At 68.6% G+C, this 23,807-nt stretch carries 14 protein-coding genes; 5 read left to right on the plus strand and 9 right to left on the minus strand.

Annotation, left to right across the window (positions count from 1 at the left end; genetic code table 11):
- Window positions 1–36: 36 nt before the first annotated feature.
- The 9 genes from cprS to FHW81_RS06105 all read right to left on the minus strand — a co-directional run bounded on the left by cprS (window position 37) and on the right by FHW81_RS06105 (window position 10,033).
- Window positions 37–1,332 carry a cationic peptide sensor histidine kinase CprS gene (gene cprS / locus FHW81_RS06065; RefSeq protein ID WP_003105000.1) on the minus strand — a complete coding sequence of 432 codons (1,296 nt, stop codon included), beginning with the start codon at window positions 1,330–1,332 and terminating at the stop codon, window positions 37–39.
- Window positions 1,329–2,000 carry a cationic peptide response regulator transcription factor CprR gene (gene cprR, locus FHW81_RS06070; RefSeq protein WP_003091311.1) on the minus strand — a complete coding sequence of 224 codons (672 nt, stop codon included), beginning with the start codon at window positions 1,998–2,000 and terminating at the stop codon, window positions 1,329–1,331. The genes cprS and cprR overlap by 4 nt, the downstream gene beginning before the upstream one ends.
- A 61-nt stretch (window positions 2,001–2,061) precedes the next feature.
- Window positions 2,062–3,159, minus strand: coding sequence for a chlorophyllase/cutinase-like alpha/beta fold protein (locus FHW81_RS06075; protein ID WP_023129636.1), 1,098 nt, complete (start codon window positions 3,157–3,159; stop codon window positions 2,062–2,064).
- Window positions 3,160–3,212: 53 nt separating this feature from the next.
- On the minus strand, window positions 3,213–4,844 hold the full coding sequence (locus FHW81_RS06080; protein WP_003113945.1) for a BatD family protein: 1,632 nt from the start codon (window positions 4,842–4,844) through the stop codon (window positions 3,213–3,215).
- The gene (locus FHW81_RS06085; protein ID WP_003122450.1) at window positions 4,841–6,601 is read right to left on the minus strand and encodes a VWA domain-containing protein; all 1,761 of its coding nucleotides are present in this window, start codon (window positions 6,599–6,601) and stop codon (window positions 4,841–4,843) included. The genes FHW81_RS06080 and FHW81_RS06085 overlap by 4 nt, the downstream gene beginning before the upstream one ends.
- Window positions 6,598–7,620: a vWA domain-containing protein gene (locus FHW81_RS06090; RefSeq protein WP_033981153.1), complete on the minus strand. Its 1,023-nt coding sequence runs from the start codon at window positions 7,618–7,620 to the stop codon at window positions 6,598–6,600. The genes FHW81_RS06085 and FHW81_RS06090 overlap by 4 nt, the downstream gene beginning before the upstream one ends.
- Window positions 7,613–8,107 (minus strand): DUF4381 domain-containing protein, encoded by a 495-nt coding sequence (locus tag FHW81_RS06095; RefSeq protein ID WP_003107434.1) that lies wholly within the window; start codon window positions 8,105–8,107, stop codon window positions 7,613–7,615. Before FHW81_RS06095 ends, FHW81_RS06090 begins: the two co-directional genes overlap by 8 nt.
- Window positions 8,104–9,042 carry a DUF58 domain-containing protein gene (locus tag FHW81_RS06100; protein ID WP_003091295.1) on the minus strand — a complete coding sequence of 313 codons (939 nt, stop codon included), beginning with the start codon at window positions 9,040–9,042 and terminating at the stop codon, window positions 8,104–8,106. The genes FHW81_RS06095 and FHW81_RS06100 overlap by 4 nt, the downstream gene beginning before the upstream one ends.
- Window positions 9,043–9,052: 10 nt before the next feature.
- Window positions 9,053–10,033 (minus strand): AAA family ATPase, encoded by a 981-nt coding sequence (locus FHW81_RS06105; protein WP_003091294.1) that lies wholly within the window; start codon window positions 10,031–10,033, stop codon window positions 9,053–9,055.
- Window positions 10,034–10,372: 339 nt separating this feature from the next.
- On the opposite strand from FHW81_RS06105, the gene FHW81_RS06110 reads away from it, so the two are divergent.
- From FHW81_RS06110 to FHW81_RS06130, 5 genes are all read left to right on the plus strand, one after another.
- On the plus strand, window positions 10,373–11,143 hold the full coding sequence (locus tag FHW81_RS06110) for a hypothetical protein (protein ID WP_003091293.1): 771 nt from the start codon (window positions 10,373–10,375) through the stop codon (window positions 11,141–11,143).
- A 272-nt stretch (window positions 11,144–11,415) separates the two neighbouring features.
- Window positions 11,416–16,278, plus strand: a complete 4,863-nt coding sequence (gene gdhB, locus FHW81_RS06115) for an NAD-glutamate dehydrogenase GdhB (RefSeq protein ID WP_023091159.1) — start codon at window positions 11,416–11,418, stop codon at window positions 16,276–16,278.
- Window positions 16,279–16,838: 560 nt separating this feature from the next.
- Entirely contained in the window at window positions 16,839–19,685 is a 2,847-nt protein-coding gene (locus FHW81_RS06120; RefSeq protein ID WP_171893924.1) for a bifunctional glycoside hydrolase 114/ polysaccharide deacetylase family protein, read from the plus strand.
- Window positions 19,663–23,244, plus strand: coding sequence for a tetratricopeptide repeat protein (locus FHW81_RS06125; protein WP_030045994.1), 3,582 nt, complete (start codon window positions 19,663–19,665; stop codon window positions 23,242–23,244). The genes FHW81_RS06120 and FHW81_RS06125 overlap by 23 nt, the downstream gene beginning before the upstream one ends.
- Before the next feature lie 39 nt (window positions 23,245–23,283).
- Window positions 23,284–23,802: a pellicle/biofilm biosynthesis outer membrane protein PelC gene (locus tag FHW81_RS06130; protein WP_003091288.1), complete on the plus strand. Its 519-nt coding sequence runs from the start codon at window positions 23,284–23,286 to the stop codon at window positions 23,800–23,802.
- The last annotated feature ends 5 nt before the right edge of the window (window positions 23,803–23,807 follow it).

The following is a 23,807-nucleotide window of genomic DNA, read 5'->3' on the forward strand; positions in this document are numbered from 1 at the left end:
CCGCGGTTTTTTTGTGCGGAGGAAGGCCGTCGCGCTTCAGTCCGGTGTGGCGGGGAACAGCAGCTCGCAGCGGAAGCGCTGCTCGTCGCTGCTGTAATGCAGGCGCCAGCCGCTCTTCTGGCACAGGCGCTGGACCAGGTCGAGGCCCAGGCCATAACCGAACGCCATCGACTCCTCCGTGCCCTGGGCCGCGCCGATGGGGTTGCTGATCAGCAGGCTGCGGTCGCGCACGACGATTTCCACCACGCCCTCGTCGCTGTACTGCAGGGCGTTGCGCAGCAGGTTGCCGATGATGATCCGTGCGCGGGTCTGCGGCAGGCTGTGTGGCTCCACGTCGAGGTGGAAGGTCAGGCCGCGGCGCTGGCTCAGCGCCTGCTGTTCCTCGAGCAGTTCCTCCAGCAGGCGGCCGACCTCGATGTGTCCGTCGTCGCGCAGTTCGCCGCTCTCGCGGCTGAGCCAGAGCAAGGTCTCGGTCATCTGCTGCATGCCCAGCGCCGAGCGGCGGATGCGTTGCAAGGCATGCGGGGAGGGCGCGCGGCCGGGTTGGTCGAGCAGCTCCAGGTTCATGCCGATCACCGCCAGCGGGGTGCGCAGCTCATGGCTGGCGTAGCGCAGGAAGCGTTCCTCGCGCTGGCTGAAGTCCTTGATCCGGGTCACGCTGTTCCACAGGGTATCCGCCAGCACGTTGAGTTCGCGGTAGTTGAAGCGCGGCCGCTGGCTGTCCGGGGCGAGGTCGTCGAGGGTCATCGACCAGCGCGTCAGCTTGCGCAACGGCGCGACGATGAACCAGACCAGCAGGCCGACGGCGGCCAGCGAAGGCAGGGTGACCGATAGGGTGACGATCCAGGTCTGCCTGACGCGGGCGTCGATGATGGCGTCGGACAGCGGCGTGTCGATGCTGCCGGCGGCGTCGTTGTCGTAGAGGTAGAGCGTCTTGCCGTCGGCCAGTGGCTGGCGGACCACCACGTAGGCATCGTCGCTGGGCGCGTCGTCATCCTCCTCTTCGTCATCGTCGTCCCAGTTGCCGAGCAGTTGCATGGCGCCGATGCTCTTGTAGGGCGGGGTGTCGAGCATCTCCCTGAGTTTCGGCGGCAGCCCCGCGGTGCCGACGCTGCCCTTGAAGTAGTAGCTGTCCGGCGCCGGCGTAGCCGGGTCTTCCTGGTAGCGCTGGGCGAAGTACAGCCCTTCCTCTTCCATCATCATGCTGAGCAGGTAGAGGGCGCCGGTCTCGCCGTAGTCGCCGAGCATGCGCGTGTAGACCAGCAACACCCCGGCGAGGATCAGGGTGACGCCGCCGCCGACGATGGGGATCAGGCTCAGGCCGCGTTTCATTTGCGCTCCAGCTGGAAGCCGACGCTGTGCAGGGTATGGATCAGAGGGGTGGCGAACCCCTTGTCGACGGTGCTGCGCAGGTGGTGCATGTGCACGTTGAGGGTGTTGCTTTCCGGCGGTTCGTCGCCCCAGACGCTGCGCCCCAGCTGCTCGCGGGTGACCAGCGCGGGGCTGGCGCGCATCAGGCACTCGAGGATCTTCCAGGCGGTGGGGGACAGCGCCAGGGGCGTGCCGCCGCGGCTGGCCTGGCGGCTGTCGAGGTCCATCACCAGGTCGTCGACCTGCAGGCGCTGGGCCTGGCCGCTGCGGCGCCGGCTGAGGGCTTGCAGGCGGACCAGCAGCTCCGGCAGTTCGAAGGGCTTGAGCAGGTAGTCGTCGGCGCCGGCGTCGAAGCCGTCGAGCTTGTCCTGCAGGGTATCCAGGGCGGTGAGCATGAGTACCGGGGTCTGCAGGCCGGCTTCGCGCAGCTGGCGACAGACCTGCCGGCCGTTGATGCGCGGCAGCATAATGTCCAGCAGGATCACGTCGTAGCGGTTGGCGCGCGCCAGGTTGAGGCCGGCCTGGCCGTCGCGGGCGTGATCGCAGACCACCCCGGCGGCCTCGAGGTAGTCGATGACGGTGCCGGCGAGATCGAAGTTGTCTTCGACGACGAGTACATGGATATGCATGGTATCTGTTCGCATGACGGATGGGACGCTGTGCCTGGTTCGCCGCGGGCGTTGCCCGCGCCTACTTGAGCACCTTGATCGGCTTCACCGGGGTGCCGTCGCTCCACTGGCCCATGCCGGTCTGCTCCGGCGTAGCGCCCAGGGCGTACTGGCGGTTGCGGTTGTAGAACGCCGCGTCGGTGAGGCCATCGAACAGCTTCCAGGTGCCGTACCAGTCGAGGGCGTCGATCACCAGCGGGTCGTGGCCGGTATAGCGGCCTTCGGCCTGCTGGACTTCGAGGCGCTTCTCGACGCGGTCGAGCAACCAGTCGCTGTCTTCTTCCTTCGGATACTGCGGGCCGAATACCGGCGCGGTGGGCGCCGCGTGGTTGGCCAGCAGCGGCGGAGCGCCGTGGCGATCGCTGCGCAGCAACAGGAGGTTCTTGTCGCTGGGCGGAATGTGCCGGCTCTGGCGGTAGATGCGCTTGGCGTCGGTGCAGGCCACGTGGCTGTCCTCGTCGCCGCAGACCGCCAGCAGCAGGGTGCCCTTGGCCAGCCCCGACAGGCGTTCCTGGGCCACGCCGTCCCAGCGCTTGCCCTGGCTCTTGCCGGGCTCGACCACCATCAGCGCCTTCGCCGCCGGCAGCTTCAGGCGTTCGCTGGCGGCCGCCAGGTTGGCGGCGAGCAGTCCGCCGGCGGAGTGGCCGAGGTAGGCGACCTGGTTCAGCCGCGGGCGCACCCCCAGCTCGCCGGCCTGCAGGCGCCTGAGGGCGTCGCCGAGGGCGCCGGCGGCATTGTCGAGGAAGTCTGCGTTGGGCGTCTTCAGGTCCGGCTGGTAGCGCGGGTAGACCACCACCATGCCGCGGCGGACGATATGGTCGATCCAGGCGCGGTAGAGGTCCGGCTGCATCACGCTCCAGCCGTGCAGGAAGATCACCAGCGGAGCGTTGCCGGGGACCGGTTGCTCGGGGGTGAACACCCAGTATTCGCGAGCGCCTTCGCCGAAGTGCCACTGATGCACGCTGGCATGGCGATAGGCCGCGCCGCCCGGCCCTTCGGCCGGCTGCGTCGGCGGCGTGGGCGGCGTGGGCGGCGTGGGCGCGGTCGGCGGTTCGGCGGCCGTCGCGGCGTGGCCCAGGAGCAGGCCGCACAGGACGAGGTACAGGGTACGGAAGCGCATGCGGGCCCTCTTGCGGAATCGGAATGTCGTGCCAGTCCTAACCATAGCGCCGTTCAGCGCGGATAGAGCGGTGGCAGGCCGCCATTGTCGACCGCTCCCGCCGGCGCTTGTTCCGTGGTGGGCAGGGCGCGGATCGCCCGCCACAGGTCCTCGCCCTGCCAGGAATGGCCGCTCTCGCTGTACAGCGCGCCGTTGAGGCCATCCAGGGCGTCGGACAGCGGTACGAAGCGGGCCGCCATGTCGGCCAGGGTATCGGGTTGCTGACGGGCCCAGGCGTCCAGGGCCTGGCGGGTCGCCTGGGGATCGTTGGCCAGGCAGGCGCGGCGCAGCTCGTCGAGCAGGCTGCGGCTGCTCGGGCCGTTGGCTGCGGCGCGGATCACCGCCGGCAGCTGGCGGGCGCGCCACCAGAGGCCGAAGCCGAGCAGGGTGGTCAGGGCCAGCACGGCGGTAGCCAGTTGCCAGGGCCACAGCGTCGGCTCCAGGCGTTCGCCGAGCGGCAGCGCCGCCGCCGGCGGCTCCGCCTCGGCCTGCGGCGCGGCGGCCACTTCCAGGGTGCGCGGTGGCAGGCTGGTGCGCTCCAGGCGGTCTTCGCGGGTGTTCCACCAGACCACTTCGAGCGCCGGCAACTCGATGCGCCCGGCCTGCTCGGGCACCAGCGCCTCGCGCTCCTCGCGACTGCCGATGAGGCCCTGGTCGGTGCTCTGGTCGGCCAGCTGCGGTTGGTCCGGGTAGCGCCGCAGGCCTTGCACGTCGGGCAGCGGCAACGGCGGAAGCTGGGTGCCGGAAAGCCCCTCGACCTTCAGCAGCACGTTGCGCGTCAGCGATTCGCCGACCTGCGCCTGTTCCGGCTGCGGGCTCCAGCTTTCGCTGATGCTCAGCGCGCGGGCCGGCATCCAGGGCGCGTCGGCCGGATAGTCGGCAGGCTTGGGCCGGACCTGCAGCGGGATGCTCGGCGAAGTCACCCGCATCTGCCGGCCGGGGCGCGGGCCGAAGGGGTTGTAGTCGTCGCTGCCACGGTCGACCAGGGTAGCGCTGAAGGCTTGCGCAGGAATCTCCAGGGTGCCGCTCTTCTGCGGGAAGATCGCGTAGCGCACCTCGATCACGCCGTGGCGGATGCCGTTGATCTCCTTCTCGTAGGTGCGCGCCTCGCCGAGCTGTTCGACCTTCGCGTCGTTCATCGCCAGCGGGGTCAGGCTGCTGTCGTCGTATAGCGACACCGAGTGGTAGATGCGCAGGGTGAGGATCGCCTGGGCCTGCACGTAGACTGTCTCCTGGTCGACGCTGGCATCGATGAAGACCGGCGCCAGCTTGCTGCTCTTGGCGCGGTCGCGCGCCTCCAGTACGTGCAGCCTGATCGGCTGGGTGCTGCTGGCGCCGAGGCTGATCGGCGGGATCGCCACGTAGCCGCTCTGCTTCGGCAGGAGGGTGACGATCCAGCGGGTGGTGGCCTGGGCCCGGCCGTTCTGCGTGGCGAGACGGTTGACCTGGCGCGTGCCGAGGACCTCGAAGAGTGCGTCCAGCGGGCTCAGGTCGGGTTTGCCGAAGAGGGTCGGGTCGTCCGATTCCAGCGTCAGTTCGACGCTTTCCCCTTCGGTCAGGCGGGCGCGGTCGACGCTGGCGCTGAAGCTGGCATGGGCGGAGACGCAGAGGAGCGCGAGAAGCAGGCTGCAGAACAGGCGGATCATGGCGTGGCTTCCTGGCGTTGCTGCTGTTGGTACCAGAACTTGCGCCGCAGCAATTCGGCGGGATCGTCGGGAATCTGTCGCAGCCATTGCTCGAGGGCCTGGCGACGTTCGTCGTCGAGTCCGTCGTCGGCTTCCTCGTCGCCCGTCCGCTCGTCCTCGGCGGCGAGCTGCGGCTGCGCTTGGCCGGGTGCTCCGGCGGTCTTCTCGCCTTCGTCTTCCGGCAGGCTGGTCGAGGGCGCCGCGGCCTGGGCCTTCTGCGCATCGACGGTCGCCGCGTCGCGCGGCGGCCGCTGGCTGCTTCCGGATGGCGGGCTCTGCTGGCTCGCTTCCTGGCGCTGTTCCTTGTTCTCGCCGGCCTGCTGCTGCGCCGCCTGTTCCTGGCGTTGGCGCAGCAGTTCCTCGACCAGGGCCTTGTTGCGTTGCGCGGCGACCAGTTGCGGCTGGCGCTCCAGGGCTTGTTCGTAGGCGTCGACGGCGGCTTCCAGTTCGCCCTGGCGGGCCAGGGCGTTGCCACGGTTGTAGTGATCGTCGGCCTGGTCGCCCTGGGCGAAGGCCTGGGCCGCGGCGGCGTAGTCGCGGGCCTGGTAGAGCGACAGGCCTTTCCAGCGGAAGTCCTCGAAGCGCTTCGCCGCCTCGTCCGCCTGGCCCCGTTGCAACAGGCGCTGGCCTTGCTGGTCCGGACGCAGCCAGAGGTCTTCGAACTGGAAGGCCATGGCCGGTTGCGGCAGGCTCAGCATCAACAGCGGCAGGCAGAACAGCCAGCCGCGCCGTCCGGCACAGGCGGCCAGCAGGAGCAGCGGCAGGAGCAGCCAGTAACCCTGGTCGGCCCAGCGCTGCAGGCGCAGCAGGGCGTTCTCGCGATCTTCCTCCAGCGTGCCGCCGCGGGCCAGCAGGCCGAGGCTGTCGAGGTCGCGGTCGTTCGGCCGCAGGCGCTGGTAGCCGGCGCCGATCTCCGCGGCGAAGCGGCGCAGCCCGCTTTCGTCGAGCCTGGGCAGGAGGATGCCGCCCTGGTCGTCCTTGAGGAAGCTGCCATCCTCCTGCTGCACCGGAGCGCCCTTCGGCGTGCCGACGCCGAGCACGGCGAGGCGCGCCGCCCGGTGCTCGAGGGCGCTGCGGATGCCCTGGCGCTCGGGTTCGCTCAGCTCGCTGGTCAGCAGCAGCAGGCGGCCGCGGCCCTGGGCGCCCTGTTCCAGCAGGTCGAGGGCCTGGCGCACGGCGAGGTCGGCGCGCTGGCCGGGCTCGGGCATGATCGAAGGTTTCAGGGCGTCGAGCAGGTTGCGCGCGGTGAGCTGGTCGTCCGACAGCGGCACCAGGGTATGCGCGCTGCCGGCGTAGACGACGATTGCGGTCTGCGCGTCGTTGCGCGTGCGAAGCAGGTCGAGCAGCTTGCGCCGGGCCTGCTCCAGGCGGGTCGGCGACAGGTCGCCGGCAAGCATCCCGGGAGTCAGCTGGAGGATCGCCACCAGCGGGTCGCTACGCTTCATCGAGGGCTGTTCCAGTTGCTGCCAACTGGGCCCGAGCAAGGCCAGCAGGGCCAGCAGCCAGGCGATGCCGAGGCAGATCCAGGGCATGCGGTTCTGCCGCCCGGCACCGCCGACCAGCAGCCAGGGCTGGAAGGCCGTCGGCAACAGCAACTGCCAGCGTCCGGCACGACGCTGGCGATGCAGCAGCTTCCACAGCAACCAGCCAAGCAGCGGCGCCAGCAGCAGCCAGTAGGGGCGCAGCCAGTGCGGCCAGGCGTCCAGCAACAGGTTCATGGTTGCCTCCCGGAACGGCGGCGCGGCCAGGTCCGGTTTTCCCGTGGCCAGAGTTCCAGCGCCACCAGCAGCACACTCAGGCCGAGGGCGGCGGCCAGCGGCCAACTGTACAGCGCCAGAGCCGGGCGCGCCCGGGTAGTCTGCTGGGCGACCGGTTCGAGGCGGTCGAGGGTCGCGGAAATGCTTTCCAGCTCGGCGTTGGATCGCGCGCGGAAGTATTCGCCGCCAGTGCTCTCGGCGATACCGCGCAGGGTCGGCTCGTCGAGATCGAGCCCCGGGTTGAAGCCGAACAGGCCGGGCACGCCGCCTTGCTGCGGGTCGGCGCCGATGCCGATGGTGTAGATCTTCACCTGTTGCTCGGCGGCCAGTTGCGCGGCGATCTGCGGGGCTATCTGTCCGCCGGTGTTGGCGCCGTCGGTGATCAGCACCAGCACCCGGCTTTCCGCAGGCCGCTGGCGCAGGCGCTTGACCGCCAGGCCGATGGCGTCGCCGATCGCGGTGTTCTTGCCGGCGATGCCGATCTGCGCCTCGTCCAGCCAGACCCGCACGGTGTGCCGGTCGAAGGTCAGCGGCGCCTGCAGGTAGGCCTGGCTGCCGAACAGGATCAGGCCGACGCGGTCGCCACGACGGTCTTCGATGAAGTCGCCGAAGAGTTTCTTGATCAGTTCCAGGCGGCTGATCTCGTCGTCCTGCCAGCGCATGTCGCGGTAGTCCATGGAACCGGAGACATCCACCGCGAGCAGCAGGTCGCGGCCGCTGGCGGGTAGCGGCAGGGGGTCGCCGACCCACTGCGGGCGGGCCGCGGCGAGCAGCAGGAGGAACCAGAGCAGGGCGAAGCGCACCTGCTGCCGCCAGGCCGGCAGGCGTGCGCGGGCACGACGCCCGGCGAGGCTTTCGAGTTCGTCGAGGAAGCTCACCTTGAGCGCCGCCTCGCCGCTGTCGGCGGCCGGCAGCACCAGACGCAGCAGCCAGGGCAACGGGGCGAGGGCGAAGACCCAGGGCCAGGCGAACTCAAACATGCTTGCGAATCCAGGTGGCGACGGCGGCGTCGAGGCCGTCCACGGCCTTGTCGTCGAGGGTGCAGTCGGCGCGGTAGCCGCCTTCCACCAGGATCATCCAGCGGGTCAGGCCGGCGGCCGGGCAACGGTTGTCGAGGAACGCCAGCCAGGCGCGGCCGCTGAGGGCGTGGCTGCCGCTATCTGGCCAGCGCGCCCTGCAGACCCGCTTGAGCAGGCCGTTGATGGCCTGCAGCCAGGGCCCGGCGGAAGCCCTGCCGTAGGGCTTGGCAAGCGCGGCCAGTTCGGCCAGGGCCGCTTCGCGCAGCGGATCCAGCGGCGCTTCGCCGCGGGTGGCGATGGTGCGCCGTGGCAGGTGCCGGCGCAGTCGCCAGAGCCCCCAGCCGAGCAGTGGCAGCAGGGCGGCCAGCAACCACCAGCCGGGCGCCGGCGGCCACCAGCCGACGGGCGGGGGGGCGATCAGCGGTTCCAGCCGGTCGAGCGGGTTCATGCGCGATACCCCGGCTGGTGTTGTTCCAGCAGGTCCCGCAACTGCTCCACCAGGTCTTCCTGGGTCGACAGCGGCAGCAGCGGCACGCCCAGTCGCTGGGCCAGCCGCTGCCAGCGCGCGCGGCGCGCCTCGGCCAGTTCGCGATAGGCCTGGCGCAGCTCGTCGGCGTGGGTGTCCAGCTCGAGGTCGGCGGCGCCTTCGCGGAAGCGCAGCAGTCCGGCGGCGGGAAGGGCATGGTCGAGCGGGTCGGACAGCGGCAGCAGCACCAGGTCGGTATGGCGTGCGATCAGGCTGAGTTGCTGCTCGGCGACGTCATTGAGTGTGCGCTCGTCGCACAGTACCAGGATCAGGCTGCCCGGGCGCAGCACTTCGCGGGCGCGGCGCAGGGCCAGGCCGAACAGTTCGCCAGGCCGCTCGGCCGGCGTCTCGCGCAGCTCGCGATTGGCCCGCAATAGCTGGTTGAACAGTTGCAGCAGGCTGTGCTTGCTGCGTCGCGGCTTGATTTCGTGGCAGTCGCGGTCGCTGAATACCAGGCCGCCGATACGGTCGTTGTGGGCCAGCGCCGACCAGCCGATGAAGGCCGCCGCGCGTGCCGCCAGCACCGCCTTGAAGCACAGGCCGGAGCCGAAGAACAGGCGCTGGCTCTGTTCGACCAGGACGAACACCGGTCGCTCGCGTTCCTCGTGGAACAGCTTGGTGTGCGGCTCGCGGGTGCGCGCGGTGACGCGCCAGTCGATGGTCCGTACGTCGTCGCCGGGCTGGTAGATGCGCACCTGGTCGAAGTCCACGCCGCGTCCGCGCAGGCGCGAGTGATGCAGGCCGACCAACGGGCTGCGGCGGTTCTGCGAGGAGAACAGGCGCGCTTCGTGGAGCCGGTGGCGCATTTCCAGAAGCTCGTCGAGGCCCAGTTCGACGCCCGGGGCGGCGCTCAGCATGGCGGCGGCCTCAGGCCACGGCGACCACGTCGAGGATGCGCTGCACGACCCGGTCCTGGTCGATGCCGGCGGCTTCCGCCTCGAAGGTCAGGATCAGGCGATGGCGCAGCACGTCGAACAGCACCGCCTGGATGTCCTCGGGGCTGACGAAGTCGCGTCCGCCCAGCCAGGCGTGGGCGCGCGCGCAGCGGTCGAGGGCGATGGAGCCGCGCGGGCTGGCGCCGTAGGAGATCCATTCGGCGAGTTCCGCGTCGTGCTTGGCCGGGGTGCGGGTGGCCATGATCAGTTGCACCAGGTATTCCTCCACCGCGTCGGCCATGTACAGGCCGAGGATTTCCTGGCGCGCGGCGAAGATGGTTTCCTGGGTCACCCGGCGCTCCGGCCGGGCCTCGCCGTTCAGTGCCTCGCCACGCGCCTGCTGGAGGATGCGGCGTTCCACCGAGGCCTCCGGATAGCCGATCTTGACGTGCATGAGGAAGCGGTCGAGCTGGGCTTCCGGCAACGGGTAGGTACCTTCCTGCTCGATCGGGTTCTGTGTCGCCATCACCAGGAACAGCTGTGGCAGGTCGTAGGTGCTGCGGCCGACCGAAACCTGGCGCTCGGCCATGGCTTCGAGCAGCGCCGATTGCACCTTGGCCGGGGCGCGGTTGATCTCGTCGGCCAGCACCAGGTGATGGAAGATCGGGCCTTGCTGGAACACGAAGGTGCCGGTCTCCGGACGGTAGATCTCGGTGCCGGTGATGTCGGCGGGGAGCAGGTCGGGAGTGAACTGGATACGGTGGAACTCGGCTTCGAGGCCTTCGGCGAGGTCCTTGATGGCCTTGGTCTTGGCCAGTCCCGGCGCGCCTTCCACCAGCAGGTGGCCGTCGGCTAGCAGCGCGATCAGCAGGCGGTCGACGAGTTTTTCCTGGCCGAGGATCTGGCTCGACAGGTAGCCCTTCAGTCCCTGCAGGGCGCTCTTGTGCTGCGTGCTTTCTGGCTCGTTGCTCATTGTCTGGACTACCGGTTCCAAGGCCTGCTGGGGTGTCGCTCGGTGGCGCACGGCGAGGCCGGCGCGCGCGGGCGGGGAGAAGGCTCCGCTCTGCGGCGGATGACGCCCCCCGATCCCGCACATGTTAGCGCACGGCGACTGCCTAGCGTACTCTCCGACGCTCGTGCCGCGCCTATTCGTGAACCCGCGCGGGTATGCCGGTGAAAAGCCTCCGCCTCTCGCCGTGACCTGCCTCGCGAAGCGCGGCGGATCGACGCGCCCGGGGAACTTCGCCGGCTCAGGCGGGTCGGTTTCCGCGATGCGAACAGCGAATGGACAGAGCGTTTGTCAGGAGCGACATTGCCGGGGCTTGCCCGGCGCAAGGGGGAGGGCCGCGCCCGGCGTGGGTGGCGGCGCTGGGTCGGTGGGCTGCTGTTGCTGCTCGGCGCGCTCGCCAGCGGATGTTCGAACGCGCCGCGCAACGCCGCCGGCGAGGACACCAGCCAGGGTTCGATGCGCGCCGGCGAATTCCTCCAGACCGATGCCGATCGCATGGCCACCCTGGCCATGCGCGACAACCTGCAAAGCCTCTACCAGTTGCTCTGGAAGCTGTACAAGCGCAATCCCGCCGAATGGAAGAAGACCGGCCTGCCGAGCCAGGCCGACGCCGAGCTGGCGATCCGCCGGGCCATCGAGCAGAACCGCGAACTCAGCGACCTGGGCGGCCGCCGCGACATCGCCGCACTGTCCTACTCCCTCGATCCGGCGTTCAAGGGCGACCGCGTCGGTGCCTTCATATACTCCCTGGCCAGCATGCTGATCACCGCCCATGGCGGGCGCACCGAGTTCTACGTCTACCAGGGGATCGACGCGCAGTACGTCTACAACGCCGCGCGCAACGTTGAGGTCGCCACCTGGATGCTGGCTACCCGCAAGGACGACAAGGGTGCCCCGTTGCTGCTTTCCAACGCCCTCACCGACGACGCCAGCAACCTCAGCTACGCCCGCGAGTTCGCCAAGATCGTCGCGCGCCTGGACCTGCTCGCCGAGGTGCTCGGCGAACGCTACCGGCGGATCAGCGTGAACTACGCCCAGGGACTGCTGTTCATGCATTTCCTGCCGGTGCAGTGAGCCGATGCTCCCGGGGTGAACGAATATGTCGCAGCACGGTAAGTGTTTTGCCTTGCCGGCTCGTTAAGCTCTGTCGGATATGACCGGCGGGTCGCTCGCCGAAAAGGGCGGTTGCCGGTCAGCCTTTGCTGTGCGCCTGCCTGCCTGGATTAATGCTCAGCTTCTGCTGAACTTCATGGACGCAGCGAGGGTCGGTCCGAAGGTGCGTTGCTCGCGACCTTTCCCGCGAACCGCTCGCCTCCATGAAATAACAAGCCAAGCGGAGTACAACCATGGCGTTCTTCACCGCGGCCAGCAAAGCCGATTTCCAGCATCAACTGCAGACGGCACTGGCGCAGCACCTCGGCGACAAGGCGTTACCACAAGTCACGCTGTTCGCCGAACAGTTCTTCAGCCTGATCTCCCTCGATGAACTGACCCAGCGTCGGCTTTCCGACCTGGTCGGTTGCACCCTTTCCGCCTGGCGCCTGCTGGAGCGCTTCGACCGCGACCAGCCCGAAGTCCGCGTATACAACCCCGACTACGAGAAGCACGGCTGGCAATCCACCCACACCGCGGTAGAAGTGCTGCACCCGGACCTGCCGTTCCTGGTCGACTCGGTGCGCATGGAACTGAACCGCCGCGGCTACAGCATCCATACCCTGCAGACCAACGTCCTCAGCGTGCGCCGCTCGGCCAAGGGCGAGCTGAAGGAAATCCTGCCCAAGGGTAGCCAGGGCAAGGACGTCAGCCAGGAATCGCTGATGTACCTGGAGATCGACCGTTGCGCCCACGCCGGCGAACTGCGGGCGCTGGAGAAGGCCATCCTGGAAGTGCTCGGTGAAGTACGCGTGACCGTCGCCGACTTCGAACCGATGAAGGCCAAGGCCCGCGAACTGCTGACCTGGCTTGGCAAGGCCAAGCTGAAGGTGCCGGCGGAGGAACTGAAGGAAGTACGCAGCTATCTCGAATGGCTGCTGGACAACCACTTCACCTTCCTCGGCTACGAGGAATTCAGCGTCGCCGACGAGGCCGACGGCGGGCGCATGGTCTACGACGAGAAATCCTTCCTCGGCCTGACCCGTCTGCTGCGTGCCGGCCTGAGCAAGGATGACCTGCACATCGAGGACTATGCCGTCGCCTACCTGCGCGAACCGGTCCTGCTGTCCTTCGCCAAGGCTGCCCATCCGAGCCGTGTGCACCGCCCGGCCTACCCGGACTACGTGTCGATCCGCGAGCTGGACGGCAAGGGCCGGGTGATCCGCGAGTGCCGCTTCATGGGCCTGTTCACCTCCTCGGTGTACAACGAGAGCGTCAACGACATCCCCTTCATCCGCGGCAAGGTCGCCGAAGTGATGCGGCGCTCCGGTTTCGACACCAAGGCCCACCTCGGCAAGGAACTGGCCCAGGTGCTGGAAGTACTGCCGCGCGACGACCTGTTCCAGACCCCGGTGGACGAGCTGTTCAGCACCGCCCTGGCGATCGTCCGCATCCAGGAGCGCAACAAGATCCGCGTGTTCCTGCGCAAGGACCCCTACGGTCGCTTCTGCTACTGCCTGGCCTACGTGCCGCGCGACGTGTATTCCACCGAGACGCGCCTGAAGATCCAGCAGGTCCTGATGGAGCGCCTGCAGGCCAGCGACTGCGAGTTCTGGACCTTCTTCTCCGAGTCGGTACTGGCCCGCGTGCAGTTCATCCTCCGCGTCGACCCGAAGTCGCGCATCGACATCGACCCGGCGCGCCTGGAAGAAGAAGTGATCCAGGCCTGCCGTTCCTGGCAGGACGACTACAGCAGCCTGGTGGTGGAAAACCTCGGCGAGGCCAAGGGCACCAACGTCCTGGCCGACTTCCCGAAAGGCTTCCCGGCCGGCTATCGCGAGCGCTTCGCCCCGCACTTCGCGGTGGTCGACCTGCAGCACCTGCTCAGCCTCTCCGAGCAGCGCCCGCTGGTGATGAGCTTCTACCAGCCGCTGGCGCAGGGCGAGCAGCAACTGCACTGCAAGCTGTACCACGCCGACACCCCGCTGGCCCTGTCCGACGTCCTGCCGATCCTGGAGAACCTCGGCCTGCGCGTGCTCGGCGAATTCCCCTACCGCCTGCGCCACCAGAACGGCCGCGAATACTGGATCCATGACTTCGCCTTCACCTACGCCGAAGGGCTGGACGTGGACATCCAGCAGCTCAACGAGATCCTCCAGGACGCCTTCGTCCACATCGTCAGCGGCGACGCCGAGAACGACGCCTTCAACCGCCTGGTGCTGACCGCCAACCTGCCGTGGCGCGACGTCGCCCTGCTGCGTGCCTACGCGCGTTACCTGAAGCAGATCCGCCTGGGCTTCGACCTCGGCTACATCGCCAGTGCGCTGAATGCCCACACCGACATCGCCCGCGAGCTGGTGCGGCTGTTCAAGACCCGCTTCTACCTGGCGCGCAAACTCACCGCGGAAGACCTGGAAGACAAGCAACAGAAGCTGGAGCAGGCGATCCTCGGTGCCCTCGACGAAGTCCAGGTGCTCAACGAGGACCGCATCCTGCGGCGCTACCTCGACCTGATCAAGGCGACCCTGCGGACCAACTTCTACCAGCCCGACGGCAACGGCCAGAACAAGAGCTACTTCAGCTTCAAGTTCAACCCGAAGGCCATTCCGGAGCTGCCCAGGCCGGTGCCCAAGTACGAGATCTTCGTCTACTCGCCGCGCGTCGAGGGCGTGCACCTGCGCGGCGGCAAGGTGGCTCGCGGCGGCTTGCGCTGGTCGGACCGCGAGGAAGACTTCCGCACCGAGGTGCTCGGCCTGGTCAAGGCCCAGCAGGTGAAGAACGCGGTGATCGTGCCGGTCGGCGCCAAGGGCGGCTTCGTCCCGCGCCGCCTGCCGCTTGGCGGTAGCCGCGACGAGATCCAGGCCGAGGCGATCGCCTGCTACCGGATCTTCATTTCCGGCCTGCTCGATATCACCGACAACCTCAAGGAAGGCGAAGTGGTGCCGCCGGCCAACGTGGTCCGCCACGACGAGGACGATCCTTACCTGGTGGTCGCCGCGGACAAGGGCACGGCGACCTTCTCCGACATCGCCAACGGCATCGCCGCCGAGTACGGCTTCTGGCTCGGCGACGCCTTCGCCTCGGGCGGCTCCGCCGGCTACGACCACAAGGGCATGGGGATTACCGCCAAGGGCGCCTGGGTCAGCGTGCAACGGCACTTCCGCGAGCGCGGCATCGACGTGCAGAAGGACAACATCAGCGTCATCGGCATCGGCGACATGGCCGGCGACGTGTTCGGCAACGGCCTGCTGATGTCGGACAAGCTGCAACTGGTGGCCGCCTTCAACCACATGCATATCTTCATCGACCCGAACCCGGACGCCGCCAGCAGCTTCGTCGAGCGCCAGCGCCTGTTCAACCTGCCGCGTTCGAGCTGGGCCGACTACGACGCCAAGCTGATCTCCGTCGGCGGCGGGATCTTCCTGCGCAGCGCCAAGAGCATCGCCATCACCCCGGAAATGAAGGCGCGCTTCGACATCCAGGCCGACAGGCTGGCGCCCACCGAGCTGATCCATGCGCTGCTCAAGGCGCCGGTCGACCTGCTCTGGAACGGCGGGATCGGCACCTACGTGAAGTCGAGCAAGGAAACCCACGCCGATGTCGGCGACAAGGCCAACGACGGTCTGCGCGTCGACGGCCGCGAGCTGCGCGCGAAGGTGGTGGGCGAGGGCGGCAACCTGGGCATGACCCAACTGGCGCGGGTCGAGTTCGGCCTGCACGGCGGTGCCAACAACACCGACTTCATCGACAACGCCGGTGGCGTGGACTGCTCCGACCATGAGGTCAACATCAAGATCCTGCTCAACGAAGTGGTGCAGGCCGGCGACATGACCGAGAAGCAGCGCAACGCGCTGCTGGTGAAGATGACCGACGCGGTCGGCGCCCTGGTGCTGGGCAACAACTACAAGCAGACCCAGGCGCTGTCCCTGGCGCAACGTCGCGCCCGCGAGCGGATCGCCGAGTACAAGCGGCTGATGGGCGACCTCGAGGCGCGTGGCAAGCTCGATCGCGCCCTGGAGTTCCTGCCTTCCGACGAGGAGCTGGCGGAACGCATCAGTGCCGGCCAGGGGCTGACCCGCGCCGAGCTGTCGGTGCTGATCTCCTACAGCAAGATCGACCTCAAGGAATCGCTGCTGAAATCGCTGGTGCCGGACGACGACTACCTGACCCGCGACATGGAGACCGCCTTCCCGGCATTGCTGGCGGAGAAGTTCGGCGACGCCATGCGCCGCCATCGCCTGAAGCGCGAGATCGTCAGCACGCAGATCGCCAACGACCTGGTCAACCACATGGGCATCACCTTCGTGCAGCGCCTGAAGGAGTCCACCGGCATGAGCGCGGCCAACGTCGCCGGGGCCTACGTGATCGTCCGCGACGTGTTCCACCTGCCGCATTGGTTCCGCCAGATCGAGAATCTCGACTACCAGGTGCCCGCTGATATCCAGCTGACCCTGATGGACGAACTGATGCGCCTCGGCCGCCGCGCCACCCGCTGGTTCCTCCGCAGCCGCCGCAACGAGCTGGACGCGGCGCGCGACGTGGCCCACTTCGGCCCGCGCATCGCCGCCCTCGGCCTGAAGCTCAACGAGCTGCTCGAAGGGCCGACCCGCGAGCTGTGGCAGGCGCGCTACCAGACCTACGTCGACGCCGGCGTGCCGGAACTGCTGGCACGCATGGTGGCCGGTACCAGCCACTTGTACACGCTGCTGCCGATCATCGAGGCGTCCGACGTGACCGGCCAGGACACCGCGGAAGTGGCCAAGGCCTATTTCGCCGTGGGCAGCGCGCTGGACCTGACCTGGTACCTGCAACAGATCACCAACCTGCCGGTGGAGAACAACTGGCAGGCGCTGGCCCGCGAGGCGTTCCGCGACGACCTCGACTGGCAGCAGCGGGCGATCACCGTCTCGGTGTTGCAGATGCAGGACGGACCGAAGGAGGTCGAGGCTCGCGTCGGCCTGTGGCTGGAACAGCACCTGCCGCTGGTCGAGCGCTGGCGGGCGATGCTGGTCGAACTGCGTGCCGCGTCGGGTACCGACTACGCCATGTACGCCGTGGCCAACCGCGAGCTGATGGACCTGGCGCAGAGCAGCCAGCACGGTGTCTGCATCCCCTGATGCGAGCGGCCTGACGGCAAGCAAGAGCCCCGCCTGAGTGCGGGGCTCTTTCATTCTGGCGCGGCGAAAACCTGCGGTGCTTGCGGTGGCTGAGGCGCTGCGCGGCGACAAATGTCCGGCGCCCGGCGTTGGCCTGGAAAGGACAACCTGACTCACAGATTTAATAAATATTTAGTTATTAGAAAATCTATTCATAGGTTCATATGGATCTATGACTTCTCCGCTTCATATGCCTTGGCCGGGATCCTGTCGATCGCATAAACCCCCGGCAGCCCGTACTTCCTTCCCCGTCCGGTGAGTTTCCGATGACGTCGCGGCGGTCACGCGGGAGGCAAGAGCAGGCAAAAGGACACCATGGCGCCATGTGCGCGCCTAAAAATTGACAGTTTCCGCTTAAAAATTTAGCAATTAGCATATTTAGTCATTAGATTGACGTTAATCGCCTGCGGCTGCTTTGCCCGTGCCCGCACTGCCAGGGATTCGACGTTGCCACCGGAAACCGCATCCATGCTTCCGACCTGCCGCTTCGGTCGGTATCGACCCTGCCGCGTAGGCTGGGCATGCGGTTCAGCAAGAAAGGAATCGCCGTGCTGCGTCTGCCGTCCCGCCGTAACACCCTTCGACCCATCGAGCGCCCGCTCGCCTGGCTTGCCGGCCTGGCGCTGGCGCTTTGTGCCGGCACTGCCGCAGGGGCTGCCGGCGGGCCGTCCAGCGTGGCGTTCTGGTACGCCGAGCGGCCGCCGCTGGCCGAGCTTTCCCAGTTCGACTGGGTGGTGCTCGAAGCGGCGCACCTCAAGCCGGCCGATGTCGGGTATCTGAAAGAGCAGGGCAGCACGCCCTTCGCCTATCTGTCGGTCGGCGAGTTCGACGGCGACGCCGCCGCCATCGCCGACAGCGGCCTGGCCCGGGGCAAGAGCGCGGTCCGCAACCAAGCCTGGAACAGCCAGGTAATGGACCTCGCCGCGCCGAGCTGGCGGGCGTACCTGCTCAAGCGCGCCGCGGAGCTGCGCAAACAGGGCTACGCCGGCCTGTTCCTCGATACCCTGGACAGCTTCCAGCTACAGGCCGAGGAGCGCCGCGAGGGCCAGCGCCGGGCGCTGGCCAGTTTCCTCGCCCAGCTGCATCGCCAGGAGCCGGGCCTCAAGCTGTTTTTCAATCGCGGTTTCGAAGTGCTGCCGGAGTTGCCCGGCGTCGCGTCGGCGGTGGCCGTGGAGTCGATCCATGCCGGTTGGGACGCCGCTGCCGGGCAATACCGCGAGGTGCCCCAGGACGATCGCGATTGGCTGAAGGGTCACCTGGATGCCCTGCGCGCCCAGGGCATGCCCATCGTCGCCATCGACTACCTGCCGCCGGAGCGGCGCGACGAGGCGCGCGCGCTCGCTGCGCGCCTGCGTAGCGAAGGCTACGTGCCGTTCGTCAGCACCCCGGCGCTGGACTACCTGGGGGTGAGCGACGTCGAGGTGCAACCGCGGCGCATCGCGCTGCTCTACGATCCGCGCGAGGGCGACCTGACCCTGAGCCCCGGCCACGTCTACCTCGGCGGCCTGCTCGAATACCTCGGTTATCGGGTCGACTACCTGCCCACCGACCAGCCGCTGCCCGAACGTCCGCTGAGCGGTCTCTACGCGGGGGTAGTCACCTGGATGACCAGTGGACCGCCGCTGGCCAGCGACGCCTTCGACAACTGGATCGCTGCGCGTCTCGACGAAAAGGTGCCGGTGGCGTTCCTCGCCGGCCTGCCCACAGAGAACGACGGCCTGTTGCAGCGCCTGGGTATTCGCCGGCTGTCGCAGAAGCTCAAGGTCAAGCCGAGCACCGAGACCCACGACCAGGCGCTGCTGGGCGCCTTCGAAGCGCCGCTGGTGATCCGGGTCCGCGACCTGCCGGCGCTCACCGTACTCGATCCGGCGCGGGTGACCCCGGCGCTCAAGCTCAAGGGCGACGGCAAGGAGTACGTGCCGGTGGCGACCGCCGACTGGGGGGGCTTCGCCCTGGCGCCCTATGTGCTGGAGGAGGGTAGCGAGCACCGGCGCTGGATCCTCGATCCGTTCGCCTTCCTGCGCAAGGCCTTGCGTCTTGTGCCGCTGCCGAGTCCCGACGCGACCACCGAGAATGGCCGGCGCATCGCCACCGTGCACATCGATGGCGACGGCTTCGTCTCCCGTGCCGAGGTGCCCGGCAGTCCCTATGCCGGCCAGCAGGTGCTGGAGGACTTCATCAAGCCCTATCCGTTCCTCACCTCGGTCTCGGTGATCGAAGGCGAGGTCGGGCCGAAGGGCATGTACCCGCACCTGGCCAGGGAACTGGAGCCGATCGCCCGGCGCATCTTCGCCGACGACAAGGTGGAGGTCGCCAGCCATACCTTCAGCCATCCGTTCTTCTGGCAGCCGCAACTGGCCGAGCAGGGCGAGAACTTCGAGGCCCAGTATGGCTACAAGATGGCTATCCCGGGCTACGACAAGGTCGACTTCGTACGCGAGGTGATCGGCGCCCGCGACTACATCGAGCAGCGCCTGACCACCCCGCGGAAGCCGGTCAAGATGATCTTCTGGTCCGGCGACGCGCTGCCCGACGCCGCCACCATCAAGCTCGCCTACGACGCCGGGCTGATGAACGTCAACGGCGGCAATACCGCGCTGACCCGGGCCTTTCCCTCGCTGACCGGACTCTACCCGCTGATCCGGCCCACCCGCGGCGGCGTGCAGTACTACGCGCCGATCATCAACGAGAACGTCTACACCAATCTCTGGCAGGGGCCGTACTACGGCTTCCGCGGCGTCATCGATACCTTCGCCCTGACCGACAGCCCGCGCCGCCTGCGCGGCCTGCACCTGTACTACCACTTCTATTCGGGGACCAAGCAGGCCTCGATCCGCACCATGCACCAGATCTACGCGGCGATGCAGGCGGAGCATCCGTTGTCGCTGTGGATGAGCGACTACATCCCGCGCCTGGAAGGCCTGCATCGCGCCAGCCTGGCCAAGCGTGCCGATGGCAGCTGGCAGTTGCGCGGCTTCGCCGCCTTGCGCACGGTGCGCCTGGACCCGGCGCTGGGTTGGCCGGACCTCGGCCGCTCCACGGGAGTCGCGGGCGTGCGCGACCTGCCCCAGGGGCGCTATGTGCACCTGAGTGCGGCGAATGCGCGCCTGGTCCTGCGCGACAGCCGCGATCCGCGGCCGGCGCTGGAGGAGGCCAACCTGCCGCTGAAGCACTGGCGCTACCGCGACGATGGCCGCGTCGAGTTCGCCTTCGCCGGGCACCTGCCATTACGCCTGGTGGTGCGCGCGGCGGGCGATTGCCGGCTGAGTGCGGCCGGCAAGGCCTTCCCGGGAAAGGCCGGCAACGGCCTGTGGACGTTCGAGTTGCCGATGGAGCAGGTGCGCGATGGCCAACTCGTCTGCCGCTGACAAGCATCCCCAGGCGCGCCTGCTGAATCCCTGGGCCCTGCTGCCGGTCGCTCTCGGGGTGGCGCTGGTGCTGTGGCTGACCTTCAACAGCGAAGAAGTATTCATGCCCAGCGGCGATGGCGAGCCCGACGCGGTCTCGGTGAACTACGCCGAACTGCTGTTGCAGGCGCACCCGGAGAACGACGCGCTGCGCCTGACCCTGATCGACCTGCTGGTCAAGCTCGGCGACTTCGAGCAGGCGCGTCATCACCTCGCCCGTCTGCGCGGCAAGGACCGCCTGGCAACGCCGTTCTACGAGGTGGAACTGGACATCCTTGGCGCCTTGGCCAGGCCCGAGGGCATGGATGAGGAGCAGACGCGCCGATTGCTGGAGCGCCTGCGCAAGATCGAGCACGTTTCGTTGAACGACGCCATGCTCGAACGACTTGCCCGTCATGCCCTGGCCCTGGACGCGCCGGACCTGGCGGCGCGGACCTTTGCCGAACTGGCCGGCCGCGACCCGCAGGGCCGGCAGCGCTGGCTGGACGAGGCGGCGCGCTGGTACCTGGCTTCCGGCGAGCCGCTGCCGGCGGCGGACATCCAGCGGCAACTGGCCGAAGCGCAAACCGAGCCGGCGAAGCGCCTGGCCTATCTGCGCCAGGCCTTCGCCAGCCTGCTCGCTGGCGAGCGCGGCGAACAGGCGGCGGTGTTGGTGGACGAGCGGCTGGACGCCTTGCCGGAGGATGAATCGACCCTGGCCTGGCTCGCCCAGGGCGTACGCGCCGCCGAAGGCAGCCAGCGCTACGACCTGGCCGAACGCTTCATCCGGCGCTGGCGCGAATTGCGCCCCGAGGACCATGAGGCGCTGGCCGCCGACCTGCGTCTGAACATGGCCGCCGGGCGGGTCGAGCGGGCCTGGGAGGTCGGCCAGGAGCTGCTGGCCCTGCGCCCGGAGGACAGGACGCTGCTGGCCGATCTCGCGCGCCTTGGCGAATGGACCGGCAACGGCCCGCGGGCGCTGGGCTTTTGGAAGCAACTGCTGGCCGGCGCCGATGACCCGGCCCTGCGCGAGCATGCCTGGCGCCTGTCGCTGCAGATGTTCGATTTCGACAGCGCCATCGAGCTGCTGGCGCCCATCGGTGCGCAGCGACAGATGACCGACGAGGAACTCGATGCGCTGGTCTACAGCCATGAAACCCGCGGCACGCCGGAAGAGGGCGAGGCATGGCTGCGCGGCTACGTGCAGCGTTATCCGAAACAGCGCCTGGCCTGGCAGCGCTTGCAACAGATTCTCGAACACACCCAGCAGTTGCAGGAAGAGACCGGGGTCTGGGCGCGGATGGCCCGGCATTTCCCGCTGAGTGTCAAGGAACGCATGCAGTGGGCGGAAACCCACTGGAACCTGTTCGATCCGCGCCAGGCCTGGAAGGTCCTCGCCGGCGTGGATACCCGCGCGATCCGCGAGCCGGAGTTCTGGCGCCTGCGCGCGGCGCTGGCCTGGGCACTGGAGCAGGACGACGATGCCCGCGCCGCCTACGAGCGCATGCTGGCCCTGGACATCCGCCTGAACAGCAGCGACGAGGACCAGTTGATCGCCCTGTACCGGGACAGCAATCCGAAGCAGGCCTTGCAGGTGCTTATCGGCAGTTGGCAGCGCAGCCGCGATCCGCGGCGCCTGGCCAGCGCCCTGCAACTGGCGGAGAACCTCCACGACTGGCCGGCCCTGAAGAGCCTGCTGGCCGAGGCCGAAGGCCTGCCGGAAGCGCAGGGCAGCCCCTATTACTGGGTGGCCAGGGCGCGGCTGGCGGAACAGGAAGGCCATGGCGACGTCGCCGAGCGTCTGTACCGGGAAGCCCTGGTGCGTTTCCCCGGCGAGAACCTGGTGCGCGAACGCCTGCTCTGGTTCTACATCGACCGTGGCCGTCGCGACAGCCTGGCGCCCCTGTTGGCGCAGTGGCATGGCCTGGCGCTGCGGGACAGCACGCTGTGGCTGCCGTTCGCCAGCGCCAGCCTGCTGCTCGAGCGTAACGACCAGGCGCTGGCCTGGTTCCGCCTGTACCTCAAGTCCAATCCCAACGACTGGCTGGTGCAGGCCGCCTACGCCGACGCACTGGATGCCAGCGGCTACCAGGACAAGGCACTGCGCCTGCGCCGACTACTGCTCCGGCGGCTCGACCGCGAGGCGGTCAGGGCCACCCCGGACAGCTTCGCCGCCTACCTGCGCCTGCTCGCCGTGGCCCAGGGGCCGCTGCTCGCCCAGGGCGAGGCGCGGCGGGCCTGGAATGGCGAGCCGGCGATGCTGCAGCTGTGGTTCGAGCAGTTCCTCGACCAGCTCGCCGCCACCAACCAGGAGCCGCTGAAGGATGACTGGCTGGCCTGGGCGCGCGGCCGGGGCCTGAAGATCGGGCGCAACGAAGAGATCCAGGCCGCCCTGCGCAGCCAGAATCGCGCCGCCCTGCAACGCCTGCTGGAGCGCGGCGAGCTGGATCCGGCGCAGCGGGTCGAGGCGCTGGTGCGTCTCGGCCATGGCGGCGAAGCGCTGGGCGAGGCCCTGGGCGCACTGGGCGACGGCCACTCGCTCGACAACCGCGAGCAGCTGCGGCGGCAGGCGGCGGAAATCCTCGAACGCACTCCCCAGGGCCTGCAACTGGGTTGGAACAAGCGCGACTTCGGCGGTCTCGACTTCAAGGGGCCGACGCTGCGCGCGGCGCGCCACCTCGGCGACGACTGGTACGCCGATCTCGAACTGGGCAGTGGCCGCTATCACGGCGATGCGCTGGATAGCTCGCTCCTCGGTAGCGAACGCAACGCCAGGCTGACGTTGCGGCGCGAACTGGCCGATGGCTTCGCCGCGGCGACGCTCGATGGCAGCTGGCGCGACGACGAGGACCGCCACGGTCTGGGGGTGCTGCGCAATTGGCGGCTGAGCTCGCGCGACGAACTGGAAGCGGGCCTCGACTGGCACCGCGAGACCGACGAGACCGGCCTGATGCGAGCCCTCGGCATGCGCGACAGCCTACGGCTCGGCGGCCGCCACACCCTCAGCGGGCGCGACCAGTTGAGCTGGTCGCTGGCGCACAACCGCTTTTCCACCCGCCAGGGCGACGACCTCGGCAACGGCGAGGCGCTGTCCCTGGAGTGGGCCCACACACTGTTCTTCGATGGCCCGGCCTGGCAACTGCGCGGCGGCATCGACTACCAGCGCAATCGCCTGGAGAACCGTCTGCCGGACGACCTGCTGGCGGCCCATGGCGGTGCGCTGGCGCTCGATGGCGCGCGCAGCCAGGACCTGCTGCAGGACCGCTATGGCCAGGTCTACCTCGGCAGCACCTGGCGCCGTGGCTTCCCTGGCGCGCTGAACCGCAGCCGTCCGCAATACACCTGGATCGTCGACACCCTGGCCGGCTGGCAGTGGACAGAGAAGGAGTTCAACTACGGCATCGATCTCGGCATCGGCATGGAGCTGCTGGGCGACGACGAACTGGCGTTCACCTTCGGCTACCAGTCGGCTCCCCAGGGCGGCGGCGGCGATGCCGGCGGCACGCTCGGGGTGACCTACAGCACGCGCTTCGGCCGCTGAACGCGGCCCGGATACGGAATTCAACAGGAGGAACACAACATGCAATCCATCCGCTGCCTGGCTCTCGCGGCCGTCGCCCTGTTCATGGCGGGCTGCTCCAGCTTCACCAGCGAAAGCGCTACGCCGCTGGCGCGCGGCGCGCAGTGGGGCCTGGTGCCGCTGCTCAATTACTCCCAGGCGCCGCAGGCCGGCGAGCGTGCCGAGCAGATCCTGCTCAGCGTGCTGGCCGAGGAGGGCGTGCGGCCGCGCCTGTACCCGGCGCAGCCGCAAGGCGACCTGCAACTGGTCGACGACCGCGAGCGCCAGCAGCGCGCGCTGGACTGGGCACGCCAGCAGAAGCTGGCCTACGTGGTCACCGGCAGCGTCGAGGAGTGGCAGTACAAGAACGGCCTGGACGGCGAGCCGGCGGTGGGCGTCAGCCTGCAGGTGCTGGAGCCGGCCTCCGGGCGGGTGCTCTGGAGCACCAGCGGGGCGCGCGCCGGCTGGTCCCGGGAAAGCCTGGCGGGCGCCGCGCAGAAAGTCCTGCGCGAGCTGGTCGGCGACCTGCGGCTCGAGTGACGGCG

This window comes from Pseudomonas sp. RC10-4-2 (genome assembly GCF_050433085.1).
GTDB classification, from domain to species: domain Bacteria; phylum Pseudomonadota; class Gammaproteobacteria; order Pseudomonadales; family Pseudomonadaceae; genus Pseudomonas; species Pseudomonas aeruginosa.

Coding starts and splice junctions, on each gene's coding strand:
- FHW81_RS06095 (WP_003107434.1), bottom strand. CDS start 8,107: ATGAACCCGCTCGACCGGCTGGAACCGCTGATCGCCCCCCCGCCCGTC.
- gdhB (WP_023091159.1), top strand. CDS start 11,416: ATGGCGTTCTTCACCGCGGCCAGCAAAGCCGATTTCCAGCATCAACTG.
- cprS (WP_003105000.1), bottom strand. CDS start 1,332: ATGAAACGCGGCCTGAGCCTGATCCCCATCGTCGGCGGCGGCGTCACC.
- cprR (WP_003091311.1), bottom strand. CDS start 2,000: ATGCATATCCATGTACTCGTCGTCGAAGACAACTTCGATCTCGCCGGC.
- FHW81_RS06120 (WP_171893924.1), top strand. CDS start 16,839: ATGCGGTTCAGCAAGAAAGGAATCGCCGTGCTGCGTCTGCCGTCCCGC.
- FHW81_RS06105 (WP_003091294.1), bottom strand. CDS start 10,033: ATGAGCAACGAGCCAGAAAGCACGCAGCACAAGAGCGCCCTGCAGGGA.
- FHW81_RS06130 (WP_003091288.1), top strand. CDS start 23,284: ATGCAATCCATCCGCTGCCTGGCTCTCGCGGCCGTCGCCCTGTTCATG.
- FHW81_RS06090 (WP_033981153.1), bottom strand. CDS start 7,620: ATGTTTGAGTTCGCCTGGCCCTGGGTCTTCGCCCTCGCCCCGTTGCCC.
- FHW81_RS06125 (WP_030045994.1), top strand. CDS start 19,663: ATGGCCAACTCGTCTGCCGCTGACAAGCATCCCCAGGCGCGCCTGCTG.
- FHW81_RS06085 (WP_003122450.1), bottom strand. CDS start 6,601: ATGAACCTGTTGCTGGACGCCTGGCCGCACTGGCTGCGCCCCTACTGG.
- FHW81_RS06080 (WP_003113945.1), bottom strand. CDS start 4,844: ATGATCCGCCTGTTCTGCAGCCTGCTTCTCGCGCTCCTCTGCGTCTCC.
- FHW81_RS06075 (WP_023129636.1), bottom strand. CDS start 3,159: ATGCGCTTCCGTACCCTGTACCTCGTCCTGTGCGGCCTGCTCCTGGGC.
- FHW81_RS06100 (WP_003091295.1), bottom strand. CDS start 9,042: ATGCTGAGCGCCGCCCCGGGCGTCGAACTGGGCCTCGACGAGCTTCTG.